The sequence below is a fragment of the Streptomyces sp. NPDC050988 genome (genome assembly GCF_044456225.1).
In the GTDB taxonomy this organism is placed as follows: Bacteria; Actinomycetota; Actinomycetes; order Streptomycetales; family Streptomycetaceae; genus Streptomyces.
The window spans coordinates 116,724-136,012 of record NZ_JBITFQ010000020.1; the positions used below are offsets into that span (position 1 = coordinate 116,724).

General features: G+C 69.5%; 17 protein-coding genes and 2 pseudogenes. 7 read left to right on the top strand and 12 right to left on the bottom strand.

The window, feature by feature from the left end; translation table 11 throughout:
• The first annotated feature begins 183 nt into the window (after window positions 1-183).
• Window positions 184-639, top strand: a complete 456-nt coding sequence (locus ACIBEI_RS33110; protein WP_398893883.1) for a MarR family winged helix-turn-helix transcriptional regulator — start codon at window positions 184-186, stop codon at window positions 637-639.
• A gap of 192 nt (window positions 640-831) precedes the next feature.
• Window positions 832-1,281 carry an NPP1 family protein gene (locus tag ACIBEI_RS33115; RefSeq protein WP_398893932.1) on the top strand — a complete coding sequence of 150 codons (450 nt, stop codon included), beginning with the start codon at window positions 832-834 and terminating at the stop codon, window positions 1,279-1,281.
• A 55-nt stretch (window positions 1,282-1,336) separates the two neighbouring features.
• On the opposite strand, the gene ACIBEI_RS33120 is transcribed toward ACIBEI_RS33115, so the two are convergent.
• The gene (locus ACIBEI_RS33120; RefSeq protein WP_398893884.1) at window positions 1,337-1,939 is read right to left on the bottom strand and encodes a DNA-binding response regulator; all 603 of its coding nucleotides are present in this window, start codon (window positions 1,937-1,939) and stop codon (window positions 1,337-1,339) included.
• Window positions 1,936-3,078, bottom strand: coding sequence for a sensor histidine kinase (locus ACIBEI_RS33125; protein ID WP_398893885.1), 1,143 nt, complete (start codon window positions 3,076-3,078; stop codon window positions 1,936-1,938). Before ACIBEI_RS33125 ends, ACIBEI_RS33120 begins: the two co-directional genes overlap by 4 nt.
• A gap of 297 nt (window positions 3,079-3,375) precedes the next feature.
• Between ACIBEI_RS33125 and ACIBEI_RS33130 the strand changes: the two are divergent.
• The 5 genes and pseudogenes from ACIBEI_RS33130 to ACIBEI_RS33150 form a co-directional block, all read left to right on the top strand.
• Window positions 3,376-3,796, top strand: a pseudogene (locus ACIBEI_RS33130) (ATP-binding cassette domain-containing protein); the annotation flags it as partial.
• 15 nt (window positions 3,797-3,811) lie between these two features.
• The gene (locus ACIBEI_RS33135; RefSeq protein WP_398893934.1) at window positions 3,812-4,261 is read left to right on the top strand and encodes a hypothetical protein; all 450 of its coding nucleotides are present in this window, start codon (window positions 3,812-3,814) and stop codon (window positions 4,259-4,261) included.
• Between the two features lie 77 nt (window positions 4,262-4,338).
• Complete coding sequence (locus tag ACIBEI_RS33140; RefSeq protein ID WP_398893886.1) at window positions 4,339-5,058, top strand: ABC transporter permease; 720 nt, start codon at window positions 4,339-4,341, stop codon at window positions 5,056-5,058.
• A 156-nt stretch (window positions 5,059-5,214) separates the two neighbouring features.
• Window positions 5,215-6,882 (top strand): annotated as a pseudogene (locus tag ACIBEI_RS33145) (CocE/NonD family hydrolase).
• A 46-nt stretch (window positions 6,883-6,928) separates the two neighbouring features.
• Window positions 6,929-8,236 carry a peptide synthetase gene (locus tag ACIBEI_RS33150; RefSeq protein ID WP_398893887.1) on the top strand — a complete coding sequence of 436 codons (1,308 nt, stop codon included), beginning with the start codon at window positions 6,929-6,931 and terminating at the stop codon, window positions 8,234-8,236.
• A gap of 283 nt (window positions 8,237-8,519) precedes the next feature.
• Here the strand turns inward: ACIBEI_RS33150 and ACIBEI_RS33155 are convergent, their stop codons facing one another.
• From ACIBEI_RS33155 to ACIBEI_RS33200, 10 genes are all read right to left on the bottom strand, one after another.
• Window positions 8,520-9,434 (bottom strand): LysR substrate-binding domain-containing protein, encoded by a 915-nt coding sequence (locus ACIBEI_RS33155; RefSeq protein ID WP_398893888.1) that lies wholly within the window; start codon window positions 9,432-9,434, stop codon window positions 8,520-8,522.
• A gap of 432 nt (window positions 9,435-9,866) precedes the next feature.
• On the bottom strand, window positions 9,867-10,544 hold the full coding sequence (locus ACIBEI_RS33160; RefSeq protein ID WP_398893889.1) for a 4-carboxy-4-hydroxy-2-oxoadipate aldolase/oxaloacetate decarboxylase: 678 nt from the start codon (window positions 10,542-10,544) through the stop codon (window positions 9,867-9,869).
• A 41-nt stretch (window positions 10,545-10,585) separates the two neighbouring features.
• On the bottom strand, window positions 10,586-11,605 hold the full coding sequence (locus ACIBEI_RS33165; protein ID WP_398893890.1) for a 2-hydroxyacid dehydrogenase: 1,020 nt from the start codon (window positions 11,603-11,605) through the stop codon (window positions 10,586-10,588).
• Between the two features lie 96 nt (window positions 11,606-11,701).
• Window positions 11,702-12,514, bottom strand: coding sequence for an aldo/keto reductase (locus ACIBEI_RS33170; RefSeq protein ID WP_398893891.1), 813 nt, complete (start codon window positions 12,512-12,514; stop codon window positions 11,702-11,704).
• Window positions 12,515-12,651: 137 nt separating this feature from the next.
• Window positions 12,652-13,704: a M24 family metallopeptidase gene (locus tag ACIBEI_RS33175; RefSeq protein ID WP_398893892.1), complete on the bottom strand. Its 1,053-nt coding sequence runs from the start codon at window positions 13,702-13,704 to the stop codon at window positions 12,652-12,654.
• 60 nt (window positions 13,705-13,764) lie between these two features.
• Complete coding sequence (locus ACIBEI_RS33180; protein WP_398893893.1) at window positions 13,765-15,090, bottom strand: MFS transporter; 1,326 nt, start codon at window positions 15,088-15,090, stop codon at window positions 13,765-13,767.
• 209 nt (window positions 15,091-15,299) lie between these two features.
• The gene (locus tag ACIBEI_RS33185; protein WP_398893894.1) at window positions 15,300-16,529 is read right to left on the bottom strand and encodes an aminotransferase class I/II-fold pyridoxal phosphate-dependent enzyme; all 1,230 of its coding nucleotides are present in this window, start codon (window positions 16,527-16,529) and stop codon (window positions 15,300-15,302) included.
• Between the two features lie 88 nt (window positions 16,530-16,617).
• Complete coding sequence (locus tag ACIBEI_RS33190; protein WP_398893895.1) at window positions 16,618-17,589, bottom strand: biotin-dependent carboxyltransferase family protein; 972 nt, start codon at window positions 17,587-17,589, stop codon at window positions 16,618-16,620.
• Complete coding sequence (locus tag ACIBEI_RS33195) at window positions 17,582-18,325, bottom strand: allophanate hydrolase subunit 1 (protein ID WP_398893896.1); 744 nt, start codon at window positions 18,323-18,325, stop codon at window positions 17,582-17,584. Before ACIBEI_RS33195 ends, ACIBEI_RS33190 begins: the two co-directional genes overlap by 8 nt.
• A complete protein-coding gene (locus ACIBEI_RS33200; protein WP_398893897.1) occupies window positions 18,322-19,101 on the bottom strand; it encodes a LamB/YcsF family protein in 780 nt (259 codons plus the stop codon). Before ACIBEI_RS33200 ends, ACIBEI_RS33195 begins: the two co-directional genes overlap by 4 nt.
• Between the last annotated feature and the right edge of the window lie 188 nt (window positions 19,102-19,289).

A 19,289-nucleotide genomic window follows, 5' to 3' on the forward strand; every position in this document is an offset into this window, starting at 1 on the left:
GTACACGCCTAGTGCATCATGCACATTCGCGCCCACGGCCCACGCACCGCAATGCGAGGCGACGCGGCACCACGCCATGCCGTGCCGAGCCATGCAGTGCAGTGCAGTGCAGTGCTGTACGGGACCAGGGGACGCCCGCCCCAGCGGGCCCAGAACGCCGATCCAGGAGCCGAGGAACCCCGCATGGACAAGCCGACACCCCTGATCGAGTTCGAGGCCATGCTGCTCGGGCGGCACATCCACCTGCTCACCCCGCACGCACGGGGCCTGCACGGGCGGCTCGACCGCAGCGCCTATCTCCTGCTCAGCCGCATCCGGGCGGAGGGGCCGATGTCCATCGGCCGGCTCAGCGCCGCCTTCGGCCTGGACGTCTCCACCCTCAACCGGCAGACCGCCGCCATGCTCCGCGCCGGCGTCGTCGAGCGCATCCCCGACCCGGACGGCGGCGTCGCCCGCAAGTTCGCCATCACCGCCGAGGGCGAACGACGCCTGACCGCCGACCGCGCCGAGAACATCCGGGGGCTGGAGAAGGTGCTGGCCGACTGGACCCCCGAGGAGGTCACCGAGTTCGCGGCCCTGCTCAGCCGCCTGAACCGCGACGTCGAGCGCCACGACGGGCGTCCCTGGCCGCGGAGTTGAGAACAGGGCCCAGGAGGACGCGGGGCGTACCGCAGGGCCCCATGAGGGCCGCGCGACGCGTCCAGCGCCCCGAAGGACGCCCAGCCACGACCCCGGCCCACCGATCCCCAACGGCGTCACCTCGCGCCCAACTCCGCTTCCGGCGCCGTCACTTCTCCGCCCGCCCCCGCACCGCGGCCACACAGGAGGACGCTGTGCAGAAGAGTTCGTGCATCCGCAAGGGTCTCGCTCACCCTCGTCAGCGCCGTCGCGCTGGTCGTCGCCCTTCCCGGCAGCGTGCTCCCCGCTCCCCCAACGGCCCTGCCCGCCAACGCGGATGACCAGGAGAAGACGTACCAGCCGGCCTGCGGCTACGACACCGACGGCTGCTGCCCCACTCCCGCGATCGGACCCGACGGAACCGTGAACGCTGGCACGCACGCCCTCCGCGCCGCGCACTCGGCCGACGAACCGCCGGGGAACGACCACCACAGATGGCAGTACCCGGCCCTGGTCGGCTGGAACGGCTACCCCGCGGGCCCGCGCGACAAGTTGAGCGCGTACGACTTCGGCAGCGCCGACTTCGGCCTCGAGGACGCCGACTTCGCCGCCCACCTCACGAAGGCCGAGCCCGCCGGGATCGCGTTCGACCCCGACGAGTAGGACCCCAACGTGTAAGGGGGAGGAGCCCACGAGGGCCGGCACTCCGGTGCCGCCTCTACAACCAGTCGTGTTCACGCGCGTAGCGCGCCGCTTCGTGCCGGGTCCGTGTCTGGGTCTTCTGCATGGCGTTCGAGAGGTAGTTGCGTACGGTGCCTTCCGCCAGGCGGAGGCGGACGGCGATGTCGGCGACGGAGTACCCGTCGCCGGTCTCTCGCAGGACGTCGATCTCCCGGTCGGTGAGTGGGCAGTCGGCCAGGACGGCGAGCGCGGAGACGTCCGGGTCGATCCAGCGCTTGCCCTCGTGCAGAGTGTTGATGACCGACGTGATGTGCGCGGGTTCTGCCGACTTGCTGACGAAGCCCTGGACTCCGAGTTTCAGGGCTTTGCGGAGTACCCCTGGCCTGGCATGACGGGTCAGCATGAGGATCACCTGGTCCGGCCGCGCACGGCGGATCTCGGCGACGGCGCCGAGTCCGTCCACACCGGGCATCTCCAGGTCGATGACGAGCACGTCGGGCAGGTGTCGCAGGGTGGCCCGGACGGCCGATTCGCCATCCTGCGCTTCGGCGAGCACGGTGATCTCGCCTTCGAGAGTCAGCAGCGCTGCCAGCGCTTTACGGAGAAGGGCCTCGTCGTCGGCGAGCACGACGGTGGTCATCGGTCGTCCTCCCGCGCCGCGGAGGGCGGCGTCGCCGCGCGGAGGGAGGGAAAGGCGACAGCCGTGTGGAAGCGCCCGTTCTTCTGCTCCACCGTGAGTTCACCTCCGTTGTCGCTCATTCGTTCCTTGAGGGTGGCCAGTCCGCTGAGCTCTGGAAGGGGTGCCTCAGGGGCACCGTCGTTGACGATGGTGATGCCTGACTCCTCGAGAGTGATCCGCACCCGCGTGGCTTGCGCATGGCGCAGGATGTTGGTCGTCGTCTCGCGGAGGACCTGGCCGAGCAGCCCGTTGACCTTCTCGTCGACGTGAGCCTCACGATTGACGCGCACGCGGATGCCCGCGGCTTCGAAGAGGTTCTTCGCGTTCTCCAGCTCCACGGACAGGTTGATCCGCCGCTGTGCGTAGGCGAGTTCCTTGGTCTGGGTGATGGTGTCGCCGACCAGGGCGCGCACCTCCCGTAGTTCCTCCTCCGCCCGCCCGATGTCGCTGCGCACCAGCTTCTCGGCCAGCGTGATCTTCAGCTTCACCACATGCAGGGTGTGGCCCTGGATATCGTGCAGATCGCTGGCGAAGCGTATGCGTTCCCGGATGACGGCCAGCTCCGCTTCGCGGTCCCGTGATTGCTCCAGCTCCTCCACGAGGTCGTAGAAGACCTGGCCGGCGTACATGCTGCCCGTCACCACCACCGTGACACCCGCCGGAAGGAGGACGTAGCGGATCAGGGTGTCGGGCACATCCGCCGGTGACACCAACAGCCTGGCCGTGCCCACCATGGCGACGAAGACGATCAGCCCGACGGCGGCCAGGACGCGGTGGCCCGGCAGCTTGGGGGCGTACAGGGCGCCCACGACGGAGATGCCGTAGAACGCCGTATTGCCGCCCACCACCAACACCCCGGCGAGCCACACCACGGCCGTGACGACCAGGCACGGGAGTACGACCCGGGGCATGCCGTCCGCTGTCCACCGTATGGAAGCCACCAGCGCCGCACCCACGCCCAGGCTCAGGATGACGGCGTGCCACCACGTCCGGGCGTCGACCGCCACCAGCAGCGTGCCTGCGGAAGCGGTCGCCACGACCATCGTGGTGACGTTCAGTCTGCGCATCCGTTCCCGCGTTCCCGCACGGTGCTCGGACATCATGTGTTCCCCCGCTTCGGCCTCACCGCTGAGTCCTCACGCCGAGCAGCAGGATGGCCACAGACCGCGCACACCAGAAGGAAGACGGCCGTACCGGACGCCGGCGGTACGCGCAACGGGCTGGTGTCCATGTACGGCTCTCCGGGGTCGAACAGCAGAGTCTGCCCCGCAGTATTCTTCCGGCTCCGTGGGTGGCACCAGTGACACCACGTCATGGGTTCGCCCCGAGGAATGTCATGGCGCAGTGGTGACACCACGCCACTGCCGGGCGAGCGTGACGACGGCTGAGATCGATGCATGACCACGACACCAGTCATCGACGTCGAACACCTCAACCTCAGCTACGGCGACTTCCACGCCGTGAAAGACCTGTCCTTCCAGGTGGGGAAGGGGGAACTCTACGCACTGCTCGGCACGAACGGGGCCGGTAAGACCTCGACCCTGGAGACGGTCGAAGGACACCGTGCGGCCACCTCGGGCACCGTGCGGGTCTTCGGGCAGAGCCCGCGCGACCGGCGCGCCGTGCGGCCCAGGATGGGCATCATGCTGCAGGAGAGCGGGTTCTCCCCGGATTTGACGGTGAGGGAATCGGTCCGGCTGATGGGAAAGCTCTCCCAGCGCAGGGACAGGGTCGAACGCGTCCTCAGCATCGTCGACCTCACGCACAAGGCCACGCACTCAGGTGTCCCAGCTCTCCGGCGGTGAGAAACGACGTCTGGACTTCGCCACCGCCGTGTACGGGAAGCCTGATCTGATCTTCCTGGACGAGCCCACCACCGGCCTGGACATCCAGTCCCGGGACGCTCTGTGGGACGCCGTGGACAAGCTGCGCGAGGACGGATCCACCGTCGTGCTCACCACGCACTACCTGGAAGAGGCTCAGCAGCGCGCCGATCGCGTCGGGCTCATGCACAAGGGCACCTTCCACCAGGAAGGAACCGTCGCCGAGCTGACGCGGACCCTGCCGGCCGCTGTCCGCTTCTCCCTGCCGGCTCCCGCACCGGCGCTGCCGCTGCAGGCCACGCGCGAGATCGACGGGACGTTCCTCATCCAGACCTTCGACCTGCCGAAGGACCTCTACACCCTGCTCGGCTGGGCGCACGACAACGCGGTGGAGCTGCGGGAACTCCAAGCCGGACCGACTCGGCTCGACGACGTCTTCCGCTCCATCGGCAGCGACTAGCCGGCGGCCGGCCCCACTCCCGGACTCCCGGACTCCCGAGAACACTCCCGGACCTTCCCGAGAAGAGGACCTTCACCATGCTCTCAATCGCTCTTGGCGAGCTGATCCAGATCTTCCGGAACCGGCTGGTTCTGGTCACCAGTTTCGTCATGCCCGCAGCGGTCAGCGCGTACTTCATCCACCAGCACGAGGTCTTTGCGGACCTGGGCAGTCTCGGATACATCGCGGCGGTGGTGATGTTCTCCGTGGGCGCGTTCGGGCTCTACACCACCACGGTGACCACTCTGGCCTCGCGCCGTCAGAACCTCTTCCTCAAACGGCTGCGCTCCACCCCGGCGAGCGACGCCGGCATTCTCTCCGGGCTGATGATTCCGGTCACCGTCCTCGCACTGGTCCAGGTGACCGCGATCCTCATCGTGCTGGCCGCGGTCGCCGGCGGGCCGACCAATGTCCCCCTCCTGGCGGTGGCGGTCCTCTCGACACTGATCATGATGCTCGGCCTGGGACTAGCCACGGCGGGGCTGACGAACTCCCCCGAGCACGCCCAGGTGACCACGCTGCCCATCAGCCTCGGCACCATCGCCGTCACCAGCTGGGTGGGCATCACCGGCACCGAGGAACTCACCCTGCTCAAGCGGCTGCTCCCCGGCGGCTCGGCCACCGAACTGGTCCTCAACGCCTGGAACGGCGGCGTTCCCGTATCGGATTCGCTGCCTCTGCTGCTGCCCACCCTGAGCTGGGTCGTCGTCGCCGTCGCGCTGGCCTCCCGCTTCTTCCGCTGGGAACCGCGCCGCTGACAACCGCGGGTGTCTGCGGCTGTCCCTGACCGTCCTGAGACGGCGGGTCGGGGCCCTGCCCGGTCGGCACCCCCGTCTCGCGCCGCAGCCATCTCTGTCCGCACCCGGCTCTGTCCCGCATCCGGCTCTGCCCCGCATCCAACTCTGGAGGAGCAAATGAAGAAGGTCAGCCCGGTCGCCTGGACCCCTTCCGCACCGGTCACGGCCCTGGCCCTGACCGGCACTCTCACCGGTCCCGCCGCAGCCGCGTCGGGCAAGGTGTCCGAGCCCACCGCCACGGCGCAGAAGCCTTCGGGGGTTACCGCCACCGCCACCGCCACTGACGGCGTCACGCATGAGGAGAACGACCGCGTGCCGGAGGGCTCGGTCTGGACGCAGCACTACTTCCCGTCCTCGAACGGCTCCGGTACCGAGCTGCACGCCGACGTCCTGCTGCCGGAGAAGTTACCCAAGGGCAAGCGGGCGCCGGTCATCCTGTCGGCCAGCGCCTACTTCGGGCACTCCGGGGCGGTCGCCCCCGAGGACTGGAAGCACACCGGTCCCTCGAACCGCTTCCAGGACTTCATCGAGGGCACCGACCTGTTCGACCAGGGCTATGCCTTCGTCATGGTGGACACGCGCGGTTTCGGCGGTTCCACCGGCTGCCTCGACTTCGGCGGCCCCGGTGACCAGGCCGACGTCAAGGCCGCGATCGACTGGAGCGCGAGCCGGCCGTGGTCCACGGGCGCGGTGGGGATGTACGGCAAGTCGTTCGACGCGCTCACCGGCCTGATAGGCAACAACCTGGACCAGGACGCGCTCAAGGCCGTCGTCGCCCAGGAGCCCGTGTGGGACAACCACCGGCTCATCCACTCCAATGGCGTGCCCCATTCGCGTGTCGTCACCACCGCCACCACCTACAACGCCATCGCCTCGCTCCCACAGATGCCGGACGACGACGCGCGCTACCTGGCCAACTCCCGGTACGAGCAAAGCCATCCGGAGTGCCTCACGGAGAACTTGGCCGGGTACCGCATCACCGACAAGAACAACGCGTACTGGACCTCTCGCGATGCGGCGAGCAGGGCCAAGGGCACCGACACCCCGCTGTTCTTCACCCAGGGCTTCATCGAGGACAACACCAAGCCCGAGGGGATGCGGGAGTTCCTCGCCAACCACAAAGGCCCCGAGCGCGGCTCGTACGTGGACGACGGCGGCACCTCCGCGAGGCGGGCACTGGCCCGTCCGGCAGGGCGGCGCCGCCGAAGGCCGCGAAGCCGTCCGGCAAGCGGGACTTGGAGAACGCCTCCCAGAGCGTGCCGATCGCCCCGAAGGGACTGGCCGAGGCTCAGGTGAAGCGCCAGAAGGCCGGCGGGGTCGGCTCCAGCTACTTCGTGTGGTCCGAGCCGATCAAGCAGGCCACACGGGTCACCGGGACCCCCAGGTCTCCATGACCGCCGAGGGAGAGGGAAACGTGATGGTCAAGCTGTACGACGTGGCCAAATGGACGGCACCGCCGTCATGTTCGACGAGCAGGTCTCCCGGCTGGACTCCGACCGGCTGACCCTCGACCTCAAGTCGACCGACTGGACCCTGGCGGCCGGACACGTCCTGGCCGTGGAGATCGGCTCCGTGCAGACCGGCGACTGGCTCGACACACCGTCCGGGCAGAAGGTCGGGGTCAAGGACGCGCGGCTCGAACTGGCCCTGGACGACCCGGCCGACGACGTCGCCACCGGCGGCGAGCGCTCACCGTACCTGGACACCTATCTGAGCCAGTACACGGTGCGACTGCCCGCCGGACCCGCGACGTTCACCGTGCCTCCGGCTCGCGCCCGCCGCTGATCCGCGGTCGCGCTTCCCCTCAAGCATCCGAAAGGAAAACGCGAGGATGACCATGAGTCAAGGTCGCATCGTTCGACCGCTGGGCGCGTTCGAGCGAACCATCGACTTCTACACGCACCGCAACCCCGTCCAGTTCTCGCTGGTCGCGGAGCTGGACCGCCGAGTGCGGGCGAGCACGTTGGCTTCAGCGCTGGCGGCGCTGCAGGATCGGCATCCGTTGCTCGCGGTGGCGGTTGACCGCGCCGTTCCCGAGGCCGTGTTCCGGGCGTCCGAAGGCGCGATCCCTTACGAGACAGCCGCCGACGGCACCCCGTGGCAGTCCGTCGTCGCCGTCGAACAGACGCGGCCGATCCCCCCGACACCAGGACCCCTGGCACGTGCCGTGCTCGTCCCACAGGAGTCGGGGTGCGCCGTAGTGCTCACGTTCGCTCACCAGATCGCCGACGGTGTCGGCGGTCTGCGGGCTCTGCTGGACCTGGTGGCGGCCCTGGACGGTGAGGAGTTGGCGCCGAGCAGGGTGCCGGAAGCGCAGGAGGAACTCCTCGCCCGCGTCGGCGCAGCGGCGGATGCCGGCAACGCCGCGACCAGCACGCCTTCGGAGGACGACGAGCGCATGAGCGCCATCGGCGAGCTCATGCCCTTCTCCGGGCGCAGGCCGCACGTCGATGCTCTTGCCCAGGATCAGGGACTGACCGCACGGCTTGTCCGCCGCTGTCGATGGGAGCGCGCTTCGGTGCATGCCGCGCTCTGCGCCGCTGCCACGGTGGTACTTCACCGACGTGGGCGGGAGTTCGTGCGGGTGCTGAGCCCGGTGGATCTGCGCCGCTCGGTCGACCTGCCCGACGAAGTGGTCGTCCGGTTCGCGGGCGCCCGGACGGGGAGCGTCGCGCACGACGTAAACGACTTCTGGGCGCTCGCTCGTCGCACCCGCGAATCGCTCTCCCGTCAGCGCACACCGCAGGCGCTCAAGGGCGGATCCACGGCTCTCGCAGAACATCCCCCGGCGAGCCACACCGACGCCGAGGCAATGATGACCGCCGCCACCGCGGCCGACATCCAGATCACCAACCTCGGGGTCGCACACCCGAGTCGGCAGAACCTGAGCGCGCTCTCCGCTCTGTGGGGCCCTGCGCAGATCACTCAGCTGCGAGGCGAGCACGTCCTTGGTGTCGTCACTGTCGGCGGGCAGCTACGGATGACAGAACTGACCCACACCCCTGTCGCCGAGCTCGTCCCAGAGATGGGCGCCGTACTGGCCGAAGCCTGCGCCGAGTCACCCAGCGGTGGCCGGTCAGAGCGGGACACAGAGGTTCAGACGCCTGCCCGCACCAACGGTGTTGATCACTTCCTGTAGCGCTGTGGGCGGCGGCTGTGTGCCTCGCGGGGTGATCCGGGCCGGGGCAGGTTGGTGGCCGCCAAGTACCAGGCTGCGCACGCACAAACCACAGGTCAGGATCCCTTCGCAACCGGCTCAAGAATCGCGATGCACTTCACGTGCGCCGTCATCGGGAAGACGTCCAATGGGAGCCGTCCAATGAGAGCCGTCCAATGAGAGCCGTCCAGGTATACGCACAGGTCAGAGGCTATTCGCCATCCCTTTCCGTGCCTTCTGGAGGGGCTCGTGCGTCAAAAGAGCGTCATGGGCCGGCGACCGACTGGTCCAGTATCAGCGTGCGCAGAAGGTCCGCCACCAACGCGGCGGCGTGCGAGAGCGACTGCGTCTCGGGGGTGCACAAGGACATCGAGGTACGCAACCGCGCGTCGGCGAAGCGGTAGACGCGCACCTCGTCGGGGCCGAAGTTGGCCCTGACGGCCGTGAGCGGTAGCACCGTGGCACCGAGCCCATTCACCACGGCGTCCCGGAGCACCTTGTCCGGCTCGATCTCGGCGACCACCGAGCAGTGCAGTCCCGCGGTGTGGAAGGCGGCCTCGGTGATGCGCCGGACGGTGTGCAGTTCGCTCGGCATGATGAAGCCCAGGCGGCTCGCCTCTTTGAGTGTGATGGTGCCGCCGCCGCTCGTGACGGGCGGTGTCCTGGCGCTGGTGATCAGATGGAACTCCTCCTCCAGGGCGTGCTGGAAGACGACCCCTTTCACATGACCGGGGTCGTAGATGAGCGCCATGTCCACCTGGCCGAGCAGCACGGCCTGGCTCATCACCACCGTCAGGTTCTGGATCAGCTGCAGCTGTATGTTCGGGTACCGCTGGCGCACGGCCCGTAGCAGCGGAACGGCCAGGCCCGGCGCCATGCTGTACGAGGCCAGGCCGACTGTCACCAGACCGGCCGGGGTGTCGCTGTCGGTGCTCAGGTCGATCCGCGCGGCCTTCTCGAGGCGGAGGATGCCCTGCGCGTAGCGGTAGAGGGAGCGCCCGGGCGCCGTGACCTCAACGCCGCGGCCGGTGCGTTCGAGCAGGCGGGTCTTGAAGTCGTGCTCCAACGCCGATATGTGCTGGCTGAGCGCCGATTGCGTGATGTGCAGGGAGTCCGCGGCCCGGGTGATGTTGCCGATGTCGACCACCCTGACGAAGTAACCGAGTCTGCGGGTGTCCATCGCGCTCCTCCTCGGAGTCGTCGTCTGGGAGTCACGCTCGCGTCGGGCGTGACGGGGACGGCTGCCGTGAAGGACTCGGCGCTCTTCTCCTGGGTGGGCGGTTCTCGCCGTGCTCAGCCGCGTCCGACGTGGCCGGTCACGGCGTCGGGACCGTCGCCGACATGCGGGCCGCGGACCGGAAGGCCGCTGTGGGAGCCGACACCCGCCGGTGCCGGAGAGAGGAACCGCATGTCCGAAACTACGCGGGCAAACGTACCCCTCGATGGTCACCAGCGGAATGGGGGTGCACCTCGGACAGCTCCGCCGGGCGGGCCGCCCGGATCATGGGGCGACGTTCGGACGGGTGCCGGTCCGATGCCATGTCCCGGCGAGACGACTTCGTACACGGCCGAGTCGGGCGTCGAGGTCGGGCGACGGTGACAGCGGGTTCCCTCATTCCTCGACGACCAGACCCTTGGCCTTCAGCTTCTCGGTGAGCCCGTGCACCTCGATCAGCGGCCTGTCGCCACGGCGGTGCTCCTCCCGGATCCCCGCCTCGTGATCCTCGCGCCGCCGGCACAGGCGGACGACTTCCTCGGCCTCCAGCGGGTCGATCACGACGATGCCGTCGGCGTCGCCGCGCAGGATGTCGCCGGGCCGGACGATCTGTCCGCCGATGGAGATCGGGCGGTTCACCAGGCCGATGGTCTCCTTGACCGTTCCCTCGATGCATATCGAACCGGAGAAGACAGGAAATCCCAGCTTCCGCAGGTCCGCGCTGTCGCGCACCCCGGAGTCGGTGACGAACGCGGCCAGCCCCTTGCTCTGACAGGCGGTGGCGAGGACGTCGCCGAAGGAACCGGCCTGCTCGAACTCCGAGCCGGCGACGATCACGACGTCACCGGGCTCAGCGTACGAGATCGCAACCTGGACCATGATGTTGTCGCCCGCCTGCGCCTCGACCGTGAAGGCCGGTCCGCAGAACGACATGGCGGTGTCCACGGGCTTCAGCCGGTGCGCCAACGCGCCCTTGCGACCCTGCGCCTCGTGGATGGTCGCGGCGGAGAACCGGCCGAGCGCGGCGACCACCTCTGCGGACGGACGGTCGATCTTGGTGCGTACGTGGATCACGGCAGGGTTTCCCTTCATCGGGACTCAGGACTCATCGAGACTCAGGACTCATCGAGACTGGGGACTTGAGGTCGGCGGACATCCGTGCCGGGCGGGAACGGCGCGTTGACCGTCTCGTGAGGCTGTTCGCCACGGCTCACCGCGATGAGCGACGCCATCACGCTCGCCGAGACCGCGGCGGTGTACCGGTCCGTCCAGCACAGGGAGTGCGGGGCGAGGACCACGTTGTCCATCGCGATCAGCGGGCTGTCCGTCTTCAGCGGCTCCTCGGTGAACACGTCCAGGCCCGCGCCGGCCAGCCGGCCGTCCGACAGCCGTGCGGTCAGCGCCTCCTCGTCGACCACCACACCGCGCGAGACGTTGATGACCCGGGCGGTCGGCCGCATGAGCGAGAGTTCGCGCTCCCCGATGAGGTGGCGCGTACCGGGATTCGCCGCGACGGCGACGACCACGTAGTCGCTCTGCGCCAACACCTCGTCCAGCGGGCGGAGTTCGATGCCGATGCCCGCCGCCTCCCGGCCACGGTCGCTGCGGTTGTACCCCAGCACGCGCAGCCCCTGCGCACGCACCCGGCGCGCGGTCTCAAGGCCGATGCCGCCGAGCCCGACGATGCCCACCGTCGCGCCGGTCAGCCCGGAGCCACGCCACGCCGCGCGCTCCGCCCACCGTCCCTCCCGTACCAGCCGGTCCTTGACGACCAAGTGGTGCGACAGGGCATACAGCAGGGCGACCACGGAGTCGGCCACCGGCCGCCGTACCGCGTCGGGGGCGTTGGTGACCAGCACACCGCGCCGGGCGCAGGCGTCGATGTCCACGGCGTCGAAGCCGGCGCCGAACCGCGCGACGTGCCGCAGCCGTCCCGATGCCGGTATCGACTCCGCGGAGACCCGCTCGTGCCCCAGTACGAGAACCGCGTCCGCCCCTTCCAGCTGATCGGCCCGGAGCTCCTCGACCTCCTCGTCGAGGACGCGCCACGCCAGTCCGGCGTCGGTCAGCCGGGAGAGCCCGATATCACCGAAGACGGTGCTTCCGTCCGGCTGGGCATAACCACGCGTGACCACGACTTGATAAACCACTTCGGCCTCTCTCGGAAATCGGCGAGCTGTTTTCCGTAAAAGCGAGTCGGCGGCGAACCCATTGGGCTGCCGCGATATTCACTATTGCGCCGCCCACACGGTCGAGAGGCCGTCGATCGCCGCTGTGTCCGCCGGGGACAGCGTGACGTCGACCGCGGACAGGTTCCGCTCCATGCGTTCGCGGTGCGCGGACTTCACGGTCACCGCGACCTCGTGGTGCAGGTTCCAGGCCAGGACGATGTCGCGCGCCGAACGGCCGTGCCGCCGCGCGATGTCCACGAGCACCGGGTGATCCAGATCGGTACTGCGCAGCGGGCTGTGGGCGCTGAGCACCACGCCGCGCCGGCGCATCGCCTCGGCGAAGTCGGGGTCGTTGTCGCCCGGCCCCCACTGCACCTGGTTGACGGCCGGGTACACCCCTGTCTCCTGGTGCAGCGCGTCGATGAGCTCGACCGAGTAGTTGCTCACACCGATGGCCCGTACCAGGCCCTCGTCGCGGGCGCGGAGGAACTCGCGCCAACTGGTGACGCCCGGGTATCCCCCGGGCGGCCAGTGGATCAGCCACAGGTCGACGTAGTCGCAGCCCAGCGCGGCAAGGCTTCGCTCCAGCGTGAGCCGTTCCCTGCCGACCTGGTCGGGCGGCATCTTGGTGGTCACGAACAGATCGGACCGGGGCAGGTCGGTGGCCGCGAGGGCCGCTCCGACGGCGGCCTCGTTGCGGTAGCGGGTGGCGGTGTCGACGAGCCGATAGCCGACCGAGAACGCGGTCAGCACGGCCTCGGTGGCCTGGTCGCCACGCATCGGATGGGTGCCGAAGCCGATGAGCGGCATGGCGTGGCCGCCCGCGTCGGCCGTGGGCACCCGGCCCGCTCCGGACGGGAGGGTGGTTTCCATGGCGGTTCTCCTCAGACGGTTCGCAGGGTTCACACGGCCGCGCCGTCGTACGGCCCTGGCGTCGCAGGTCGTACTGCTGGCGCACGGCCGTGGCGTCGCAGGGTCGTACTGGCGTACGGCCGTGGCAGGTCGGTGGGTCAGTACAGTTCGACGAGCCGCAGCGGTGTCCGTGCCTGTGGGTCGGCGCCCGAGGCGGTCACCACGACGGTCTCCGCGAGTTCGATCGCGCCCCGGCCGGGTGCCACGACCTCGGTCCGCACGCCGAGCACCATGCCGGGCTCGGCGATCACCGTGCTGTCGGGTGCCAGCGGCAGCGACGCCCCGCCACCGCGCAACGCGACGATCCGGCAGGCCGCCCTGTGCTCGCCGGCCTCGCGGTCGAACGCCGCGTAGCCCTCGCGGAGCGGGGCGCCCGGTCGCAGCGCCGCCAGCAGTGCGGCGGTCGCGGCGGCACCCGTGTCGCCGGCGGCACGCAGCGGGCCGTCGGCCTTGCTGAGCACGGCGGTCGCCGCGGCGTACCCCGCGACCCCCTCCAGCAGAGGGTGCAGGACGTAGCGGACCGGGGACGTGGCGGTCAGCCGAGCGGTACCGGGGTCATGGCCGCGGACGGTCACCAGATCCGAGCCGGCCGCCCCGTTCGCCCCGATCCCGCCGATCTCTCCGGACTGGTCGTACCACCCCAACAGGCCGCCGGCCCGGCGGATCGAGCGGTCCACGTTGCCCGACAGCTCCCGTACGTCCATGCCGACGCGCAGGTGGTCCATGACCGCCGTGTAGCCGACAGCGGCAAGACCGGCGGCGGCGGTGAACGCGGGCAGTTCCTCGGGCTCGCAGCAGGCGAGTTCGGCGAAGACCAGGTCGGCCGCGGGGCGCCACCGTACGCCCGCGTCGTTCGCCCGCCCGAACACCTCCCCCGGCAGATCGGCGTCCACGCCCACCACCCCGTCCGCGACGCCGGTCGCACGCAGCGCGGCGGTGATCGCGGCGGAGAGGTCACCGACCGCGCTCGCCACCGTGCCGTCGGTGGTGAGCAGGACGACGGTCCCGTCACAGAGGCCGGGCGCCGAGCCCAGGGCGTACCGGCGCCCTCCGGGCGAGGTCAGCAACAGGGCCGTGCAGCCTGCCTTGTCCAGTTGTCCGCGGAGCCCGTCGAGTCCGGGTCCGGCCTGGCTCGTGGCCGCTGTCGCCACGGGACCACCGTCCTTTCGAAAACGTGTGTTCGGCAGCGTGTGTCCGGCCGAGTGTGCGGTTCAGCGCTTGAGTGGTTCGAAGGCCGTCTCGCGGATGCGCAGCGCGGTGAACCCTGCGACGGCGGAGGTGAGGACGAGATAGATCGCCGGTATCCAGGTGCTGCCGGTCGAGACGATGAGCGCCGAGATGAGCAGGGGGGCGGCGCCGCCGAAGATCGCGGTGCCGAGGTTGTAGCCGACGCCGTAGGCCACGCTGCGCACGCGGGTGGGGAACAGTTCCGCGAGCGTCACCTGCATCACGCCGTTGGTGCCGGCGAAACACACGGACATGAGCACGGCGCCGACCACCGCCGTGGCGAAGGAACCCAGCGTCAGCAGCCAGTAGCAGGGGAAGCCGATGACGACCATGACGAACGCCGAGGTGCTGAGCAGCTTCTTGCGGCCCACCCGGTCGGACAGCCGTCCGGCATAGAGCACCGCGAAAATGCCCACGGCCAGCATGATGGCCGTGACGAGCAGGCCCTGCAGGCTCGAGAAGTGCATCTCCTCCTTCATGTACGTCGGCATGTAGATGAAGAGGACGAAGTAACCCGAGCTGTTGAGCAGCGGCAGCACGATGGCCACTCCCATCGCACGCCGTATCTCCGGGGAGGCGAACGCCTCCTTCAGGGGGCTGCCGGTCACCTCGCCCTTCGCCTCGGCCTCGGCGAACTCCGGCGACTCGTCGGCCAGTCGCCGGACGAGCAGGCCCACCACGCCCAGCGGGAGGGCGAGGAGGAACGGCAGCCGCCAGCCCCACGCCTCCATGGACGAGGTGCTGAGCACCGCGGTGAGCAGGGCGGCGAAGAGGGTGCCGAGCAGCATGGCGACGAAGGTGGCGGCGTTGGCGTAGCTGACCACCCGCCCCCGGCGTCCGTCCCCGGCGTGTTCGGCGAGGAACGAGTTGCCGTTGCCGGGCTCGCCGCCCATCGCGAATCCCTGGACGAAACGCAGCAGTACCAGGCCGATCGGTGCCCAGACACCTGCCGTGCCGTAGCTCGGCAGGAAGCCGACCAGGGCGGTGGACAGGCTCATCAGGGTGATGAGTGTCAGCAGCACCTTTTTGCGGCCCACCCGGTCGCCCCACGACCCGGCGACCGCAGCGCCCACCGGGCGGAAGAAGAACGGGATGGCGAAGGCCAGGAAGGTCAGCATGACACTCGTGGCGGGAGCGTCGCTGGGGAAGAACACCACCGCGAGGGTCCCCGCCACGAAGCCGTAGACGGCGTTGTCGTACAGCTCGATGAAGACACCGACGAGGCCACCGGCGATGGACACGTTCGTCGCCCTCGTGGTGGCCGGGGGTGTCTGCGTAGGTGGTGGAACGACAGAGACCTTGCTGTTCACGGGCACTACCTTTCACAACAGGAGTCGGCACGCTGGTCGCGTCTTCCCGGTGCGGCAGGTCACCGGTATGAGGAATTCTGGCCCGTCATTATTTCCTCGGTATTTCCGGTGAGTATATCCAGCTGCAAACTCAGCGCATATCCTTATACCGCCATAACGGAAACTTATTCCTGCCGGCCCGAAAAGCCGCTGCATAGCGGAAGGGCATTTCAGCGGCGCAGCAGAGATATCGAATGCGCGAGCCCCGCGACGGCTTCCCGAATGGCGTCGGAGGACAATGCGAAACTCGCCCGGAAATGACCTGGGCAGCCGTAGGAGTCCCCCGTGATCACCACCACGCCGGAGGTTTCCAGGAAGTGCTCCGAGAGATCGGTGTCGGATGCCAGCGTCGACCCCGAGGGGGTCACGGCCCCCATCAGCGCGGAGGAGTCGGTCCACACGTAGAAGCCGCCGTCGGGGACCGTCGGACGCAACCCGTCGATCGCGTCGAGCCCGGACACGAGCAGGTCCCGTCGTCCGGCGTAGATGCGCACCGTGCGGTCGATGAACTCCCGGCCGCCGTCCAGCGCGGCGACCGCCGCCGCCTGGCTCACCGACGACGGGCACGACGAACTCTGCGACTGGAGCGTGCCGATCGCCCCGCACAGCCGGGCCGCGCCGGCGGCGTAGCCGATCCGCCACCCGGTCATGGCGTACGCCTTGGACACACCGTTGACGAGAAAGATGCGTTCCCGCAGGTCGGGAGCGACGGTCACGGCGCTGGGCACCGACCGTGCGCCGAAGTTGATTTCGTCGTAGATCTCGTCGCAGAGCATCGATACGTGCGGGTGCGCGCGCAGGACGTCGGCGAGCGCGTGCAGTTCCTCCTCGCTGTAGACGGCACCGGTCGGATTGTTGGGCGTGTTCAGTACGACCCATTTCGTCCGGTCGGTGATGGCCTCGCGCAGGTGGCCCGGGGTGAGCTTGTACCCGTCCTCGGCCGCGGTGGCGACGACCACGGGGCGCCCTCCGTTCACCGTGACCATGTCCGGATAGGACACCCAGTACGGTGCCGGGACGATCACCTCGTCGCCCTCGTTCAGCGTGGCCACGAACGCCAGGAAGATGAGTTGCTTGGCACCGCCGCCCACGCAGATCTCGTCGGTGGCGTAGGACTGCCCGGTCTTCCGCAGCAGACGAGAGGTGATCGCCCGCTGCAACGCGGGCGTGCCGTTCGCCGATGTGTATTTCGTCTCGCCCGCGCGGATCGCCGCGATCGCCGCTTCCTTCACATGGTCCGGCGTATCGAAATCGGGCTCGCCGATCGTGAGCGGGAGGACCTTGCGGCCCGCCGCCTGAAATGCGCGCACCCGGTCCGCGACCCGGGAACTCGGCGACTCCTTGACACGCGACATCCGCTCGGCCGGCGCGGGCGCCCGGAGCGTTTCGGAAAGGGTCATCCCTTTTCTCCTTCGGTGGTACGAAAGGTCGTTGTGCGAAAGGTCGTTGTGCGAGAGGCCGTTGTGCGAGGGGCCGTTGTGCGCGAGGTCAGAGAAGTGCCGCGAAGGCGGTACGCGCGCGCAGCGCCACCCGGTCGAGGAGCCGGCGCCGCTCCAGGTAGGCGGAGGTGGCGACGGCAGCGGTCGTCCGGCGGAAGCGGATCTCCTGCCCGGGTCTGAGCTGCGCCGCGTTGTCCAGGGCGCAGGAGGTGAGCACCGCGAGCACCGGGTATCCCGCGGTGATCCCACGGCCACGCATCAGGATGAGCAGCTCGTCACCCGTCGGGGCCTCGATCGCCCCGACCGGCACGCCGCGCGACAGCACCTCCCCCGCGACCGAACGCTGCGGCACGTGCCCGGCCACGCGCAGCCCGACGTGGTTGATGCGTGGGGTGACCAGGTACGGGGAGTCGTACAACCGCTTGAGCCCCGGGCCGAATTCGGCGGCGTCGGGCCCGTCGATCACGTCCAGGACCGCGGAGGTACGGCCGACGTCGCGGGGGATGCCGAAGTCGAACACGGTGGCGCCGAAGCGCCGGTTGACCAGCGGTGGGTGGGAGCGGAACAGGGACAGGGAGGTTCCGGACGTGACGTGCGTTCCGAACCCGATCATCGAGTCCGGTGCGCAGCTTCCCATCAGCCGGGGAACGTCGAACGACCCGTGCACGGCGACGTAGGCGCGCAGCCCCGCGTCCGAGATACCGACCCGCACCGTCTCGCCCGCGCGCACGGGCAGCGGTGACCAGGCCGGGTAGGCCCGACCGTCGACGGTGGGTTCGGCGGGCGCGCCGGTGACGGACATGAGGACGTCGTGGCTGGGACGGAGGGTGACACCGAAGCCGGTGGCCTCGATGAGCGGGTCCGTGGGCGCGTTGCCGACCAGGGCGTTCGCGGCGCGGGCGGCGAACTGGTCGAGCGCGCCGTTGACCGCGAGGCCACGCGAGGGGCCCTGGACACGGCCGAGGTCGGTGACCACGCACGCCGTCGCGGACTCGACGTACAGGTCGGGGCGGTCAGTCATCGTGCCGGTAACCCATCGGTGTGCCGAGCAGGTCGGTGTAGGTGGCCTCGTCGATCGGCAGGAACCGCACCCTGTCCCCCGGCCGGTAGGGGACGACGGTGTCGGCGTTGGTGCCGGTATCCGCGTCGGTCCGCAGAATGTCCAGCGGGGTGCGGCCTATCTGCCGCCAGCCGCTCGGCGCGGCGACAGGGCCGATGACCGCCTGCCGGCCCGCGACGGAGACCGCGCCGGGCGGCACCCGCAGCCGGGGGGTCGCCAGCCGGGGAATCGGGACGTCGAAGTCGGGTCCGTCCATCATGGCCGACGCGGCCGGGCCGCCCAGGCAGCGGATGAGGTGTTCCTTCGCGCACACGAGGTCGATGACCTTCGGCACCGGCTTGCCGACCACATCGGCGACCCACTCAAGGTCGGGGCCCGCCGCGCCACCGAACAGCACCGGCACGTCGATGACACCTCCGCCGGTCTCCTCACCCTGACGGGCCGTGGTGTCCCAGGAGCGGATGTGAGACGCGATCGCCTCACCCGTTGTGCAGTAGGGGTCGAATTCCACGAGCACCGCGTCGTAGGTCGGCACGGCCGTCACCGTGGGGTGGATCAAGCCGTGGTTGAGCCATCCCGCGAGCCGGTGCACGGCCGTCCACACCCGGTCGGTGTCGGTGCCGTCGACCGTGACGCGCAACGCGGAGTCTCCGCACGGCGAGATGGCGACCGCGGTCGCTGTCTGCTCGCTCCTCATGCGACCTGCACGCCAAGCACCTCGTGCAGCGGCGCGAACTGCACACCGGCGGCCTGCAGTTCGGCACGGATGCGCGTCGCGAGCTGCAGTGCCGCGGGACCGTCGCCGTGTAGCTGCACGCAGTCCGTCCGCACCGGCAGGTCCGTTCCGTTCCGGCTGGTGATCACCCCTTCGGTCACCATCCGGACGGTCCGGCGGGTGACCTCCTCCGGATCGTGCAGCACGGCTCCGGGCTCGGAGCGTGACACGAGCGTGCCGTCGTCCTCGTAGGCCCGGTCGGCGATGCCCACCATGGCCATCCGCAGGCTGCGTTCGCGCGCCACGGCGGCCATCTCGCCCTCCTGCATCAGGATCACCAGGGACGGGTCGAACGCCTCGACCGCGTCGGCGACGGCCTCGGCGTAGTCCCGCCGGGTGACCACCAGGTTGCCGAGGCGTCCGTGCGGTGCGAGGTGCCCGATGCGGGTGCCGTGCGCGCGGGTGAACGCGGACAGCGCCCCGACCTGGTACAGCACGTCGGTGCGCACCTCGTCGGGGGTCAGGTCCATCGCCCGGCGCCCGAAGCCCACCAGATCGGGGAAGCTCGGGTGCGCGCCGACGCCGACACCGCGCTCCACACAGGCGCGTACGGTCGCGTCCATCACCCGAGGGTCCCCCGCGTGGAATCCGCACGCGACGTTCGCGGACGTCAGCAAGTTCAACAGCTCGGCGTCGTTGCCCATGGTGTAGGCCCCGAAACTCTCTCCGAGATCGGCGACCAGATCGACGACAGGCACAGCGAGGCTCCTTTCCTGCCGGAACGGGACGGCGTCGAACCACGTCCGGCGCTCGTGTCAGCGGGCCCGGTGAGGGATCGCGTCCAGGTCAGACGCTAGATCCGGCGGGGGCGAGGAAGAAGGGCACATCACAAAGCCCCATGGCCGCATAGCCGTTCTTGATGGGTCCGCGCGAACGGCTGCCCGGC

What these genes read in the sequence shown, in the direction of transcription:
- ACIBEI_RS33110 (WP_398893883.1), top strand. Translation starts at nt 184, where the DNA reads ATGGACAAGCCGACACCCCTGATCGAGTTCGAGGCCATGCTGCTCGGG.
- ACIBEI_RS33120 (WP_398893884.1), bottom strand. Translation starts at nt 1,939, where the DNA reads ATGACCACCGTCGTGCTCGCCGACGACGAGGCCCTTCTCCGTAAAGCG.
- ACIBEI_RS33125 (WP_398893885.1), bottom strand. Translation starts at nt 3,078, where the DNA reads ATGTCCGAGCACCGTGCGGGAACGCGGGAACGGATGCGCAGACTGAAC.
- ACIBEI_RS33140 (WP_398893886.1), top strand. Translation starts at nt 4,339, where the DNA reads ATGCTCTCAATCGCTCTTGGCGAGCTGATCCAGATCTTCCGGAACCGG.
- ACIBEI_RS33150 (WP_398893887.1), top strand. Translation starts at nt 6,929, where the DNA reads ATGACCATGAGTCAAGGTCGCATCGTTCGACCGCTGGGCGCGTTCGAG.
- ACIBEI_RS33155 (WP_398893888.1), bottom strand. Translation starts at nt 9,434, where the DNA reads ATGGACACCCGCAGACTCGGTTACTTCGTCAGGGTGGTCGACATCGGC.
- ACIBEI_RS33170 (WP_398893891.1), bottom strand. Translation starts at nt 12,514, where the DNA reads ATGGAAACCACCCTCCCGTCCGGAGCGGGCCGGGTGCCCACGGCCGAC.
- ACIBEI_RS33185 (WP_398893894.1), bottom strand. Translation starts at nt 16,529, where the DNA reads ATGACCCTTTCCGAAACGCTCCGGGCGCCCGCGCCGGCCGAGCGGATG.
- ACIBEI_RS33190 (WP_398893895.1), bottom strand. Translation starts at nt 17,589, where the DNA reads ATGACTGACCGCCCCGACCTGTACGTCGAGTCCGCGACGGCGTGCGTG.
- ACIBEI_RS33195 (WP_398893896.1), bottom strand. Translation starts at nt 18,325, where the DNA reads ATGAGGAGCGAGCAGACAGCGACCGCGGTCGCCATCTCGCCGTGCGGA.